The organism is Pseudomonas sp. H1_F01, assembly GCF_054681425.1.
Genome location: NZ_CP162823.1, coordinates 4659853 through 4672787 on the forward strand (window position 1 = coordinate 4659853; position 12935 = coordinate 4672787).

A 12935-nucleotide genomic window follows, 5' to 3' on the forward strand; every position below is an offset into this window, starting at 1 on the left:
CGGGAGACCGCGTCAGCTTCATCGCGGGCAAGCCTTGCTCCCACAGAGTGGTGCCTTTTGCGCCAACGCAACGCACTTCAACGCGCCTGGAGATTCGCTCGTATTGTGCGATTGCCAATCGCAACCCAACGATGCGTAAGCTGTGGAAAACGTTGGAAGGCGCTTCGCTGCAGCAGCCGGGCAGCGCACCCTCTGTGTCAGAAGGTGCGAACTGATCGGTGGAGGCTACGCGTTCAAGCCGATCCAGCCATGGATGCCCACGTAGAGACCGACGCCGATGATCAACACGCTGGACAAGTAAGGTGCCCGGCGAGCAACGGTGCCCAGCCAAGGCCAGCGATTGGACGCCTGCCGTGCGCCAATGGCCGCCGCAGCCCCCACGGTCACCAGGGTAATCGCCAAGCCGATGCTGAAGCACAGGACGAGCAGGCCGCCCAGCGCGACTTCTTTGACCTGGAGACACAACAGCAGGACGGTAATGGCCGCGGGGCAAGGAATCAGCCCGCCCGTCAGGCCGAACACGATGATCTGGCCGGTGGTGACCTCCCGGTTGGTGAAGCGCTTGCGGATATCATTGGCATGCGCCTGTTCGTGGGCGTCCTGGTAACCCTCCAGCGACAGCGCCAGGCCTTTGGGTTCGGGATGCCCGTGGTCATGTTCGTGGTGGTGATGATGATGATCGTGATCGTGATCGTGATCGTGATCGTGATCGTGATCGTGATGATGGTGGTCGTGACTTTGCGCGAACCTGAACATCTGCTCGCCGCGCCAGGTACGCCACAGCATCCACAGCGCGATGGCAATGATCAGCGCAGCGGATGCCAGTTGGAAATAAGGCTCGGTGGTTTCGGCGTCCAACCCCTGGCCCAGGTACATGCCGCCGATCGCGACCAGCCACACCACCGCAGTGTGGGATAGCGTAGCCGCCAAGCCCAGCAACACCGCCTGCTTGACCGAGCCCCGAATCGCCACGATAAACGCCGCCATCATGGTTTTCGAATGACCAGGCTCCAGGCCATGCAAGGCGCCCAGCAAGATAGCACTGGGGAAATACAGCCAGGCGTGAGTGCCACCCTGTTGTAGCAATTCAGCAAAATTGGGCATGTCGGGCCTAGAGATACTTGGTGATTTGTTTGAAGGCTTCCAGCGGCGCGCGCTCGCCTTTATGCAACGACGAAACGGTGTCCTCCAGGCAGTGATCGATGTGATCCTGGATCAACGTCCGCTTGGCCTGGCACACCGCTTTCTCCACCGCATGCAACTGCTGGGCAATATCCACGCACTCACGACCCTCTTCGATCATCGTGATAATGCTGCGCAAATGACCGTCCGCCCGCTTGAGACGCTTGACGATCGCCGCATGGCTTTGGTGGGGATGTTCGTGGTCGTGCGCACTCATGACTTGAGCCCTGTGTTTCGGTGAATTTACCCCGCCATCCTATCCCCCCAGGGGGGATGTAAGCAAACCCATCAAAACGCCGACTAACCTGTGGGAGCGGGCTTGCTCGCGATGACGGCAGCACATCCAACATCCCCACCAACTGCCCCACCGCTATCGCGAGCAAGCCCCCTCCCACACAGGCATTTGTGGTGAACGCATTTTCTGTGAACAACCCGGAAAAAAACTGTGGAAGCGAGCCTGCTCGCGATGACGGCATCACATCCACCATCCTCACCAACTGACCCATCGCTATCGCGAGCAAGCTCACTCCCACACAGGGATTTGTGGTGAACGCACTATCTGTGAACAACCCGGAAAAACTGTGGGAGCGGGCTTGCTCGCGAAGGCGCCAGCACAACCAGCATCCTGCAAACTGACACACCGCTTTCGCGAGCAAGCCCGCTCCCACACAAAGATTTGTGGTGAACGCACTATCTGTGAACAACCCGGAAAAACTGTGGGAGCGAGCTTGCTCGCGATAACGGCATCACATCCAACATCCCCATCAACTGCCCCACCGCTATCGCGAGCAGGCTCGCTCCCACAGGATTGCAGACTGCAAAGGGTGATGAGCAAGACAGTGCAGGCGACCTCGTGAAGTCGCCCACTTCCCTTACGACGCCAAAACCTGCGCCTGCAATCGCCGCCCAATCACATCCAGCAAATCACACCCATCGCGCAGTGGGATCGCTAGCACTTGGGCAAAATCATGGAGTATCACGGCGTCCGTACTGATGTCGGAACGCATGGCGAGGTTTTCCAACAACTGGGTGACAGCGGCGATGCGGTAAGCGGCGGTGTCGTGCAGCACGTCCAGCGGAGCTTCTGTGTCGATCAAGAGCGCATGGAAATTGTTTTCGATACCGGTGATGGGCATGTAACGGGACATGAGGGGTTACTCCTGCAGGGATGGGAGGTCAGTGGCGGATTGAAGAACCGCTGATGGAGGGGCCGAATCCGGATTCGGAGTTCGGGGATTGAGCAGGAGGTGGGCATTGATGGACTGGGTGAGGCTGGACGAGAGCCGCTTTTGATTGACTGCGGTACTCGGAGGATTTGGAGTCAGTTTCTTCATTCGTTTTGTCTCCTGGACCTAAAAGGAAACTGCCAGCATCACTTCCACATGATGGGTGGCAGCCGTACGCGGGTGTGGAAGACCGTATCCAGGAACCGGCGCACCCGAAGGTGCCCCGCGTACAGCCGCCGTAATTTAACAGCAGGCATAGAAAAAGTGCCTCCTTTAAATTTAACGGAGCTACGTTCCTGGAGTCATGAGGGCTTCCACACCCTGCCGCTGAATTTGCAGCGACGGAGAAAACTTAGCGCACGGGGTAATTGGGTGGATAGTCAGCCAGGAGCGACGCGTCTTGAGGGAAATTTCCGACGAGAGTGTCCGGCGATGGATTGGGCAGCGCAGCTATGAGCACAAGGAAAAATCTCGAAACGAATGAGCGCTCAACGCTTTGGCATGGTCAAAAATTCCATCGTATGGTGAGGCGCCCCCATCAGCGCACCAATAGCATCGAAAATGAACTGTGCAGCATCTGGAAACTGACCTATGAAAGAAGAATACGAGTTCAGCACGGCCAAGCGTGGCCCCGTTGCGAGCAGCAAAGGAAAAACCCGCATTACCATCATGCTTGATGATGAAGTGATCAAGGCCGCTCGCGAGCGAGCTGAAAATGTCGGCACCGGATATCAAGCCGTCATCAACCATCTACTGCGCCAGGGCCTGCTATCTGAGACTGCTCACAATCTGGAGTAGCCAACCCAAAAGCGGACCCGCACAGTCCCCCTGATTCGTTCAGGCCGCAACATAGGCCACGCCAACGGGATGGGCTATAATCCGCCCACCAGCGCGATTTGAGGTCCAGCCCATGGGCAATGTCAGCCTTGAAACCAAAAAGGCCTATGCCGCCAGGACGCGTAGATCCAACTACGCGGCCAGCCTCCGTCTGGAAGGTTTCAAAACGACCTTCGCCGACGGCGAACGCAAAATGCCAACGCGTGAAGAGGTCTTGAAGGCCTTCACCCAGACCAGAACCTGATGCCTGACAAATATGGAGTCGGCGAGGACGCTTATTGCTATCCCGGCTCCACGGTCCTGCGCAACAAACTCGATATCCGTGACGAACCGACCCTAAGCGAAGCCGAACAACAACTCTCGGCCATCGCAGCGGACAACGTCGAGTTCAGCCCTCCTCCCTATAGCCTGGCCTACCTTCAAAACATTCATCGAATCCTCTTTTCAGACCTGTTCGAATGGGCTGGAGAGCTGCGCACCGTTGGCATGTCCAAACAAGCCACCCGCTTCTGCCAACCTGAGTACATGGAGAAGGAAGCCAATAAGATCTTCGCCAACATGGCCGAGGCAAACTGGTTCGAGGGCATGGAGCGGGCTGAGCTGATCGTCGCTGTGGCAGAGGCCTATTCCGACATCAACGTCGTACACCCCTTCCGCGAAGGCAATGGCCGTGCCCAGCGTATTCTGTTTGAACACCTCATCATGAATGCCGGGTTTGAAATCAGTTGGTGGGGGATTGAGAAGGACGAGTGGATTTTTGCCAATATTGCGGCTTATAACGGCGTCATGGAGCCTATGGAGCAGGTTTTTGAGAAGTGTATCGGGCTGGCGATTCAAGCTTGACCGCACAACGTTATCCCCTCGCTCACCGCCTTACGATTTATTTCGCTAAGTGATACAGTCGCCGTCAATTAACGTCTGCTAAAGCCACCGAAATGTACAGGACGAAATCATTCCCATCTAACAAGGAAGGTCGAGACTTTGTGGTGGGCGACATTCATGGACATTTCAAATTTCTAACAATGGCCTTAGACAAACTAGACTTCAACACCGAGCTGGACCGTATTTTTTCCGTGGGGGACCTCATCGACCGCGGCCCCGACTCCATGGACGTATTAAACTGGCTTGAGAAGCCATGGTTCCATGCAGTGCGTGGCAATCACGAACAGATGCTTATTGACTGTATCTCCGGGCATGGGGATATCCCCCGACATATCCGAAATGGTGGAGCCTGGCTGTACGAGTTACAACCCACCATCCAGCATGAACTCTCAAAATCCTTGCAAGCACTTCCATTGATCATTGAAATCGACTTATTAAACGATCAAACAATTGGAATAGTCCATGCCGAAGCCCCCGTCATCCAAAGTAACGATGGCTGGCAGGAAGCCAAAGATGCAATCACAGGAAAAACTGGAGAGCAACATCAGCGGCAAGCCTTGAAGACAGCGCTGTATGCCAGAGAAAAAATCGAGCAAAACGACCACACGCCCATCAAAGGAATAGACCGACTCTATGTTGGACATTCAACAGTGCCCAGTATTATGCGCTTGGGTAATGTCGTATATATCGACACCGGCTGCTCATTTTCCGATGGCGCATTAAGCCTGGTTGATATCCAAACCGAATCCATCATTAGTATGAGCATGAGCCAGTGAGACAAGGCATCGCTCTGCTTAGTTTTTTTCGAGGCAAAATCGCCATCAGATGATAGTGGCCGAGGCTACCAGGGCGCGTAGCAGGCGATTCCGTTTGAGAAAACCAAAGACTCTGGCGCCCTAGCGACTCTGCAATCTATCCTCGCTCATAATTTAGGGAAGTTTCCTACACACCAATTTCTTGCTGAATTTCTATAAGGAAGCTTATAGTTCCGGCGTTCATCAATGAGTCAATGGCTATGAATTTTTATCAAGAGAGCGATAAGAATCGAGCGATTTGCAGTCACTGCGAAGGCTTGGTCCAGACGACATTTACCCGCAGAAACGTACCATTCGACGATGGTGTTGGTGAGGTAAATGGCGTTTTGGTTTCAGTGTGTGACGTATGTGATCAGGTCGTGGGGGTACCCGCGCAGTCCATTCCTGCAATCAAAGCAGCTAGAGAGGCTGCAGTTGTATCCATCGAAACACGGCACCTGCTCGTATCTTGATCGATTGGATCAAGCGATGCACATGATCCCAATCCCCCTACAAGCTGTTTCACTGTTCCAGCGCTTTTCCGTCGCCCCCATGATGGATTGGACCGATTAGTCGCCGCGCCTTCCGCCCCGCTTGCTTCGCTGCGCTTTGCACGCCCTTCATATAGCAAATATTTAGCAAACAGCAGCTTGGTGTGTTTCAGCCGCACTGCGTGGGATGAGAATTACACCGCTATGCGGGGTAGGTTCTGCTTGGTCGTTAGCGGTAATGAAATTGGGGGTTTGTGCTCAGGGCTACCTGATTTTTCTCGCCGAAACGCAACGACTGATACGGAAATTAATCCCAGAGCCCCACGTCAGTTACCGTAACGCAGCAATTGAGGAATCGCCCGTCTGGGCGAATGATCAGTGCCCGCTCTTGATAGCGAATGGCCATAGATGATCTGTCACTTCTGCTTGCCATGCCACCACCTGCGCTTCTTTTCTACTCCACTAAAATCCTTTTCCCACCCATTCATCCATTCTTCATAAGCGCTATCCGGAGGGATCAAATCCGCATTCTTTCCAATTGAGTTTACCCGCCGAATTAGACGCTTTTCTCCAGACAATTCCTCATATCGGTCACGAACTATAACCCCTTGTGATGTGAGGCAATGGGAGAGTTTCCACGCGAAGAAAATAATATCGTCGACGTAGTCCGCCATCCCACGTACAGCCGAGCCGTACTCATTGTTTACAACCCCTCTGACGGGCAGCGCAAGATAGTAGTGCTCGGACGTGAAGCCCGCCGGCAAGCCACCGTCTTTAAACATCTCAAGGAGCCGGTTATACGCGTCAATCATGCCGTTAAGATTCCCGACGGCGTCCGCCAGGGCAATCATTGATTTCACCCCATTGGGCGAAATGCTCATGCCCTTAAGAACGAGACCCTGTAGCTCCACAATCGGCGGCGCTATGGCTTGAAACTTCAAGTTATTGATACTCAACGTGAACGGCCCCGCTCGCCTTTCAGCTGCCTTGTACTGATCGAATCTTTCCAAATCCGATTCATACTTTTTTAGAAGTCCCGTTACGTGCTGCTTTTTTAGAGCCCCGGCCACATCTATTATCGATATACACAGCGTTATTGAGACATCGATACTGCGAAGCTCTGCCAATAGCTCGTCCCTCAGCTTTGAGTTCCTGGCGATGCGTCCGGCCATCCATGCACCAATGCCGGCACCGACCCCCGCGCTGATCAGAGCGCTACCCCATTCGCCAGCGTCAATGCTCGGGAGGCTGGCAGCCCAAGGAAACAGCGATGCCGTCGCCGTATAAACGCCGTGAATCGGCTCCCACAACTCCGACATTGCTAACCCTCACACTCGACGCCCCGACCATCGAGGCAGATGTATCGGCATTTTAATGCATTCGTCGCCACTAGGTGATCCGTCCCTGAGGGGATGGACTGGCCAGCCACCGGCTATAACCGGCAAGAGAACGCGTTCATGCGTCTGCTACCCAATGGTGATTCAGCAGTCTGCTAAGATCGAGGCGTCTGCCTCATGCAAAGGATGCAGTAATGGGAAACTACACGAAGGGGCTCACAGAGCGCCGTCATCACACGCAGCTCAGGGAGGGGTTCTGCCTAATCTGCGGAACCTTCGGCCCTCTCAGTTGGGATCACGTTCCGCCCCAGGGCAGCATTACGCTCTCCAAAGTTGAGCAGGCTCATCTGACTGAGGTTATGGGAATCAACCCCGACCCTGTCATCGGTGTAAAGTCTTCTAACGGAAGTAAGTTCAGAACTATCTGCAAGCATTGCAACAGCTCACATTTAGGTACTAACGACCAAGAGGTGGCGAGGGTTTACAAAAGCTTATCAGAGAAGATCAAACATTATTTTTTGAGCTTAGACAGTCCCGTGAATCACGTGCATATCCCGTATGACGGTATGAGATTTTGCCGCGCAATGGTTGGACACGTACTATCAGCAACCACCGTAAAGGAATGTCTGCGAGAGCCTGAGCCTGTTCCTTACTATGCTCCGTTACAAAAGTTTGTCATGGGAGACGATACCGCCACTGATGACACCCATGATTTCTATACCTGGTTCTATCCGCACCGCAGGCACATGAGCATAAAAATGTTTGCTTGCAGAAACCACGGACACGTTGCCACTTTAAGTCTCTTGTCATTTTTTCCGCTGGCGTTTTTGATCACCGAAAAAGGACAGGGAATTTATCCCTCTGGTGCGACCCTAGTGAAACCCACTGATAAAACACTTCACGTGAAACTGGACTCAGGCCACCTGCCTTACGCTGCGTTTCCCAATGCTGGGCTGAAGGGAGATCAGATGATCCTATTAGATGGCAGCCAGTCGATTGTGAGCTACCCCATTTGAAGGGCTACGCTTCTACATCTGAGAGATTTTTTGCCGGCGCACCGCACAGCTCACCACTACTTAGCTAATAGAGATCCCCCTACGCTACAAATAGTCACTTTGATCTATGCGATTAAAATTCAAACCAAACTCGTTACGACTTCGCCTTGCCTTGAAAACGTCTACATCCAACCCATGAAAACGGAGAGCACTTACAAGTTCCCCCACCAATTCTGTACCTCCCCTCAAACCTACGTATATAGCCGCAATACTTCGGGCTGGATACGGATTTAAAACTATGCGGCGCCCCCATGGATCATTTCCAACCTCGAGAGACCTAACTACGACATCGTCTAGAAAAAGCCTTTCCTCCTCCTCATAGGCCCAATCTATTGCTTTCTCTAAGGCTATGCGCTTCGTGATCTCATTCGAAATTTCCCCGTTAATAACAGCTCCGTTAAAGCTACTCCGAAGGCGGCGATAACGAACGCTTAATGCAGGAGCAAAATAAGGGTCACTCCTTTTAAAACCGATACAAAATCCCTTATGCGATGCGGCATAATGGGACCACATCAGTAGGTTGGTGTGATTCCTTGAAAGAGATACAAATTTAATTTCGTCAGTACTCGCATCTTCATCCAAGGCATACTCATGCTCTCCTATCATAAAGCTATGTTCAAATGGATCATTTAACGACAGCAACTGGGTAAACCTCATCGCCATATTTCGAACAACATCTACTCGCTCAGGCGGGAGATACTTATAAAGCATGCCTTCTACTCCTCACGAAAATAACCGGCCCTCCTTAATAGAGCCGACCACATCTTCACACCTCCAAATACAAAATTACAATTTAGCTGCGTACCGCACATTGTTTATGAACGTAACATTGAGATATGCCGGCTCAAGCGAAACGTAAGTCCCGTTATTTTGCGCAAACTCTCTCAGATGACGATTACATCCGATATCCCAGCTCACAACCTCTATTTTCCACTTCTTCTTAACGGCGCGCTCTAACTGCTTTATAAAACCCTTTCCATCCATGAACCCGTTCCCATCGCCAGTTAGTAAAACTATCGTTCCCGGCTCATCTGCGTCTGTAATCCTCTCAAGCATCGCCAGGTGTATAGATTGATCTACCGCTATCTCTGAACCAGTCAGAGCACCTCGTTGCTGTGTTTCAACCTTCGCGCCCAACTTCTCAAATTTGCCCCATAGTTCGTCATTATTTGGAGGAAGAGAACCGCCCACGAACGCGTACTCAACATCTCGTCCTCCTACAACGTGGGAGAAAAGATTTGCAAAGTGGATGCGAAATGCACTTTCATTCCCCGGTTCTCGCTCCGCACAGACGCGGCGACCGACCAACCAGATGTTTGAGTTATCCCAGAAAACATTTATCGCCATGTGAGTTTCCTTTCAGTAAATGGCGCAAGAGCGATAGCCCGGCTACGTGCCAGCATTCTGATACTAGCAACATTTTCAGTTTTCAGCTCGCGTAGAGACGCAATCAATTGACAGCCCATAGCTGATCCAATCGCGTGGTGAAGCTTTGACTCATCATCTCTCTACGCATGCCCCAATCAGGGTTGACGGGCACGCTGGCTGATCGAAGTGTCCCCCTCCCCCATCGCCCATTGATCTGGTCCAACACTGACATTAGTTTCGTGGCATCGGCTGGTTGGGAGGTGGCAAATAGGTCGTCGGTGTACTCCCCTTGCTGACAGAGGTTCATCAACAGTACTTCAGCCTTGCTGTACTTGAAGCCCGGCCGAAACACGCGGTCGATCGCGTCCGCAGCTGCCTTGGTCAGCAGCCGCACATCATCAGTGGGGTAAGGCATGTCGATCAGCACGCCGCTGGCGTACTTCGCCTCCTCCGGGTTGAACATGCCGGTGCGGATGCTGACGCGGATCTTCTTGCACAGCGACTTTTGCGCCCTGAGCTTTTCCGAGGCTCGCATCATGTAGGTGGCCACCGCCTCCCTGATCGGAGCTAGCTCCGTGAGTCGCTTACCAAACATCCGGCTACAGCAGATCTCCTGCTTCGGCGGGTCCGGTTCATCCAATTCCAGGCACGGCGTGCCGGCCAGCTCGCGGGCCGTCTTCTCAATCACCACGCTGAATTTCTTGCGGAGTGTCCAAGGATCGGCCCGGGCCAGATCCATGGCTGTCTTGATGCCCATGGCGTCTAGGTGCAGTTTCATCTTACGGCCGACGCCCCAGACCTCGGCCACGTCGGTATTACGTAGCACCCAGTCGCGCTTGAATGGGTCGCAGATGTCGACCACGCCACCCGTTTGCACCTGGAGCCGCTTGGCGGTGTGATTGGCCAGCTTCGCCAGGGTCTTGGTGTGAGCGATCCCTACCCCGACGGGAATGCCGGTGCAGCGCAACACATGGCTGCGGATCTTGCGGCCGAGGGCGTCCCGGCCGTCACTGCCGGTCAGATCCGCGAAGGCTTCGTCGATGCTATAGACCTCGACGGCCGGCACCATCGATTCAATTAGCGTCATCACGCGCTCGCTCATGTCGCCGTAAAGCGCGTAGTTCGACGAGAACGGGACGATGCCGTGCTTCTGCAGCTTGTGCTTGATCTGGAAATACGGCTCGCCCATTTTCACGTAGGGCTTGGCGTCGTAGCTGCGAGCGATCACACAGCCGTCGTTGTTGCTCAGTACCACGATGGGCACGCGGGCCAGGTCCGGGCGGAACACTCTTTCGCAACTGGCGTAGAAGCTGTTGCAGTCGATCAGGGCGAAAACGGGCTGGGCTTTAGACATGGCTGCGCACGCTGCAGGTGATAACGCCCCAGATGACCAGCTCGTCGCCCTCGAGCACGTACCTCGGTGGGTACTTTGGGTTCTCCGACAGGAGAATCACCTCCTTCCCACGGATGCAGAGGCGCTTGCACACGGGTTCGTTGTTCAGCAGCGCCACGACGATGTGACCATGCGCAGGTTCCATCGCACGGTCCACAACGGCTAGGTCCCCTTCAAAGATCCCAGCGCCTTGCATGCTCTCCCCGGCGATGGAAACCAGGTAGACATGCGGAGCGCGAATGTTCAGAACCTCATCCAATGAGATGTGCGCTTCGATGTGGTCCGCCGCTGGGGATGGAAACCCGGCGGGCACACGAAACGAACATAGGGGCAGCTTCAAGCCACCCTCAGCAATAGGGCCTAGAATTGAAAAGCTCATGACGCACCGATCCAAAAATACTGTACGAGCATACAGTTAACTTTGTACAAGGTTCGCGGTCAATTTTGTATAGGAAAAATCTGACAGGCGGGACAGCTCATGTGCGGGAGAATCGTGCAGTACGAGGGGATGGCGGTGTTTATGGAGGAGCTTGGTTCTCAGCTTCCATTGTTCGGCGGGTACGACGCGGAGCCGATCCGCCGGTACAACGTGGCGCCGACGACCCGCGTGCAGATCCTGCACAGTACAGAGGCCGGCGTTCATATCACGCCAGTGAGGTGGGGATGGGCGCCCTTCTGGGCGAAGGGGAAACGTCCGGACCCTATCAATGCCAGGATCGAGACCGTTACGACGGGAAAGTTTTTCAAACAGCTTTGGCCGGCCGGGCGCGCACTGGTGCCCAGCGAGGGCTGGTATGAGTGGGTTAAAGACCCAAGTGATCCAAAGAAAAAGCAGCCGTATTTCATTCGCTTGAAAGATCAAAAGCCGATGTTCTACGGGGCGCTCGCACAGGCCCGTCCAGGGCTGGACGAGCGCGACGGTGACGGCTTTGTGATTATTACCGCGTCCTGCGAACAGGGCATGGTGGATATCCATGATCGCAGGCCACTGGTGTTATCACCTGAAGAAGCCAGGCAATGGCTGGATCCAGATCTCAGTCCAGCGGAGGCAGAGGAAATAGCTAAAAACCATTCCCGGCCGGAAACGGATTTCGAATGGTATGCCGTGGGCAAAGAGGTGGGGAACGTCAAAAACCAGGGAGCACAGTTGTTGCTCCCCTGGAGTCCGGAAAAAAATTAAGCCTGACTACGTTGATCCTGGAGGCGGGCCGCCTCTGGGAACCCCACCCAGCGTGCATCCTGGTCCAACCCCCGCCCAGCCAGCACTACGCCGGCCCAATGGTTGAGATCTACCTCTCCACGTGCCACCGCTGCCAGCAGAGCGGAGGGAAAGATATTCAAGTATTTGTCAGCGGTTTCGGTTTCCATGGTTTTGGTCCTTCGATTGCGTGACCACAGTAACGCTCCAGCGTAATCACATAGCAAGCGGATCAGATCGAGCGCGACAACCATTAGAACAGCCCTCCCAACGCCGCCGGCTCCCAGTTCATGATCACCAGTTCACCGCTGACCTCAGCCTTGCCCTGACGCTGGTTCGTGTTGCTGTACCGAATGTCCAACGTCTCGAAGTGAAAGCCTTCAAACACACGACGGATGTCCGGGTGGTCGTTGATGCTGACCATTACCTTGCCCTTGCAGCGGCGCATAAAGTCAGCCATCCGCTCGTAATTCTCGAACGGGAATTCCACGCCATACCCAGCGGTCTGCCAGTACGGCGGGTCCATGTAGTGGAACGTATGAGCGCGGTCATAGCGCTCAGCACAATCAAGCCAGGGGAGATTTTCGACGTAGGTGCCGGACAGTCGCTGCCACGCGGCCGAGAGGTTTTCCTCGATCCGCAGCAGGTTGATGGCCGGGCCAGTGGTCGCGGTGCCGAACGTCTGCCCAGTGACCTTGCCGGCGAAAGCATGGTGTTGCAGGTAGAAGAACCGGGCGGCGCGCTGGATGTCGGTAAGGGTTTCGGGACGGGTCATTTTCTGCCACTCGAACAACTGGCGGGAGCTGAGCGCCCATTTGAACTGGCGCACGAATTCTTCCAGGTGGTTCTGCACAACGCGATAGAGCGTCACCAAGTCGCCGTTGATGTCGTTCAGGACTTCAACCGGGGCGGCCTGGGGTCGCATGAAGTAAAGCGCGGCACCGCCGGCGAAGACTTCGACATAGCATTCGTGAGGCGGAAAAAGCGGAATGAGGCGGTCGGCTAGGCGGCGCTTGCCGCCCATCCAAGGGATGATGGGTGAACTCATTGAAAGCAAGACCTTTACTGTATGGATAAACAGGTGCTAGGCTCGCCGCGCTTTGTGCACGGAGCAGGAGCCTTGGCTGGACTTGCAGGGACATCTGCAGGGACGGCGACCGGGTCGGATGTTG

Annotated in this window: 14 protein-coding genes and 2 pseudogenes; 7 read left to right on the forward strand and 9 right to left on the reverse strand. The window is 54.4% G+C overall.

The window, feature by feature from the left end:
• Positions 1–77: 77 nt before the first annotated feature.
• Positions 78–215, forward strand: a pseudogene (locus tag AB4O09_RS20985) (LysR family transcriptional regulator); the annotation flags it as partial.
• Between the two features lie 10 nt (positions 216–225).
• On the opposite strand, the gene AB4O09_RS20990 reads toward AB4O09_RS20985, so the two are convergent.
• From AB4O09_RS20990 to AB4O09_RS21000, 3 genes are all read right to left on the reverse strand, one after another.
• Positions 226–1104, reverse strand: coding sequence for a nickel/cobalt efflux transporter (locus AB4O09_RS20990; RefSeq protein WP_460107419.1), 879 nt, complete (start codon positions 1102–1104; stop codon positions 226–228).
• 7 nt (positions 1105–1111) lie between these two features.
• On the reverse strand, positions 1112–1399 hold the full coding sequence (locus tag AB4O09_RS20995) for a metal-sensing transcriptional repressor (RefSeq protein WP_003199793.1): 288 nt from the start codon (positions 1397–1399) through the stop codon (positions 1112–1114).
• 655 nt (positions 1400–2054) lie between these two features.
• A complete protein-coding gene (locus tag AB4O09_RS21000; RefSeq protein WP_013692639.1) occupies positions 2055–2330 on the reverse strand; it encodes a hypothetical protein in 276 nt (91 codons plus the stop codon).
• A gap of 669 nt (positions 2331–2999) precedes the next feature.
• Between AB4O09_RS21000 and AB4O09_RS21005 the strand changes: the two are divergent.
• From AB4O09_RS21005 to AB4O09_RS21020, 4 genes and pseudogenes are all read left to right on the forward strand, one after another.
• A pseudogene (locus AB4O09_RS21005) lies at positions 3000–3185 on the forward strand (BrnA antitoxin family protein); the annotation flags it as partial.
• Positions 3186–3318: 133 nt separating this feature from the next.
• Entirely contained in the window at positions 3319–3489 is a 171-nt protein-coding gene (locus AB4O09_RS21010; protein ID WP_003199786.1) for a YhfG family protein, read from the forward strand.
• Complete coding sequence (locus tag AB4O09_RS21015) at positions 3489–4088, forward strand: putative adenosine monophosphate-protein transferase Fic (protein WP_013692637.1); 600 nt, start codon at positions 3489–3491, stop codon at positions 4086–4088. The genes AB4O09_RS21010 and AB4O09_RS21015 overlap by 1 nt, the downstream gene beginning before the upstream one ends.
• Before the next feature lie 143 nt (positions 4089–4231).
• Positions 4232–4903, forward strand: coding sequence for a metallophosphoesterase (locus AB4O09_RS21020; protein WP_231139211.1), 672 nt, complete (start codon positions 4232–4234; stop codon positions 4901–4903).
• A 925-nt stretch (positions 4904–5828) separates the two neighbouring features.
• Here AB4O09_RS21020 and AB4O09_RS21025 read toward each other — a convergent pair.
• On the reverse strand, positions 5829–6731 hold the full coding sequence (locus AB4O09_RS21025) for a hypothetical protein (RefSeq protein ID WP_460107422.1): 903 nt from the start codon (positions 6729–6731) through the stop codon (positions 5829–5831).
• Between the two features lie 212 nt (positions 6732–6943).
• On the opposite strand from AB4O09_RS21025, the gene AB4O09_RS21030 reads away from it, so the two are divergent.
• Positions 6944–7765: a metal-binding protein gene (locus AB4O09_RS21030; RefSeq protein WP_460107424.1), complete on the forward strand. Its 822-nt coding sequence runs from the start codon at positions 6944–6946 to the stop codon at positions 7763–7765.
• An 84-nt stretch (positions 7766–7849) separates the two neighbouring features.
• Here AB4O09_RS21030 and AB4O09_RS21035 read toward each other — a convergent pair whose 3' ends face one another.
• The 4 genes from AB4O09_RS21035 to AB4O09_RS21050 all read right to left on the reverse strand — a co-directional run bounded on the left by AB4O09_RS21035 (position 7850) and on the right by AB4O09_RS21050 (position 10944).
• The gene (locus AB4O09_RS21035) at positions 7850–8515 is read right to left on the reverse strand and encodes a DUF2971 domain-containing protein (RefSeq protein WP_460107425.1); all 666 of its coding nucleotides are present in this window, start codon (positions 8513–8515) and stop codon (positions 7850–7852) included.
• A 75-nt stretch (positions 8516–8590) separates the two neighbouring features.
• A complete protein-coding gene (locus tag AB4O09_RS21040; RefSeq protein WP_047230252.1) occupies positions 8591–9151 on the reverse strand; it encodes an NYN domain-containing protein in 561 nt (186 codons plus the stop codon).
• Positions 9152–9254: 103 nt separating this feature from the next.
• Positions 9255–10526: a translesion error-prone DNA polymerase V subunit UmuC gene (gene umuC / locus AB4O09_RS21045; protein WP_460107428.1), complete on the reverse strand. Its 1272-nt coding sequence runs from the start codon at positions 10524–10526 to the stop codon at positions 9255–9257.
• Entirely contained in the window at positions 10519–10944 is a 426-nt protein-coding gene (locus AB4O09_RS21050; RefSeq protein ID WP_043041970.1) for a LexA family protein, read from the reverse strand. Before AB4O09_RS21050 ends, umuC begins: the two co-directional genes overlap by 8 nt.
• A gap of 99 nt (positions 10945–11043) precedes the next feature.
• Here AB4O09_RS21050 and AB4O09_RS21055 point away from each other — a divergent pair, with 99 nt between their 5' ends.
• On the forward strand, positions 11044–11745 hold the full coding sequence (locus tag AB4O09_RS21055; protein ID WP_460107431.1) for an SOS response-associated peptidase family protein: 702 nt from the start codon (positions 11044–11046) through the stop codon (positions 11743–11745).
• A 271-nt stretch (positions 11746–12016) separates the two neighbouring features.
• Here the strand turns inward: AB4O09_RS21055 and AB4O09_RS21060 are convergent, their stop codons facing one another.
• Entirely contained in the window at positions 12017–12811 is a 795-nt protein-coding gene (locus AB4O09_RS21060; RefSeq protein WP_460107432.1) for a DNA adenine methylase, read from the reverse strand.
• Between the last annotated feature and the right edge of the window lie 124 nt (positions 12812–12935).

Coding starts and splice junctions, on each gene's coding strand:
- AB4O09_RS20995 (WP_003199793.1), bottom strand. CDS start 1,399: ATGAGTGCGCACGACCACGAACATCCCCACCAAAGCCATGCGGCGATC.
- AB4O09_RS21010 (WP_003199786.1), top strand. CDS start 3,319: ATGGGCAATGTCAGCCTTGAAACCAAAAAGGCCTATGCCGCCAGGACG.
- AB4O09_RS21015 (WP_013692637.1), top strand. CDS start 3,489: ATGCCTGACAAATATGGAGTCGGCGAGGACGCTTATTGCTATCCCGGC.
- AB4O09_RS21040 (WP_047230252.1), bottom strand. CDS start 9,151: ATGGCGATAAATGTTTTCTGGGATAACTCAAACATCTGGTTGGTCGGT.
- AB4O09_RS21050 (WP_043041970.1), bottom strand. CDS start 10,944: ATGAGCTTTTCAATTCTAGGCCCTATTGCTGAGGGTGGCTTGAAGCTG.
- umuC (WP_460107428.1), bottom strand. CDS start 10,526: ATGTCTAAAGCCCAGCCCGTTTTCGCCCTGATCGACTGCAACAGCTTC.
- AB4O09_RS21030 (WP_460107424.1), top strand. CDS start 6,944: ATGGGAAACTACACGAAGGGGCTCACAGAGCGCCGTCATCACACGCAG.
- AB4O09_RS21060 (WP_460107432.1), bottom strand. CDS start 12,811: ATGAGTTCACCCATCATCCCTTGGATGGGCGGCAAGCGCCGCCTAGCC.
- AB4O09_RS20990 (WP_460107419.1), bottom strand. CDS start 1,104: ATGCCCAATTTTGCTGAATTGCTACAACAGGGTGGCACTCACGCCTGG.
- AB4O09_RS21035 (WP_460107425.1), bottom strand. CDS start 8,515: ATGCTTTATAAGTATCTCCCGCCTGAGCGAGTAGATGTTGTTCGAAAT.
- AB4O09_RS21000 (WP_013692639.1), bottom strand. CDS start 2,330: ATGTCCCGTTACATGCCCATCACCGGTATCGAAAACAATTTCCATGCG.
- AB4O09_RS21025 (WP_460107422.1), bottom strand. CDS start 6,731: ATGTCGGAGTTGTGGGAGCCGATTCACGGCGTTTATACGGCGACGGCA.
- AB4O09_RS21055 (WP_460107431.1), top strand. CDS start 11,044: ATGTGCGGGAGAATCGTGCAGTACGAGGGGATGGCGGTGTTTATGGAG.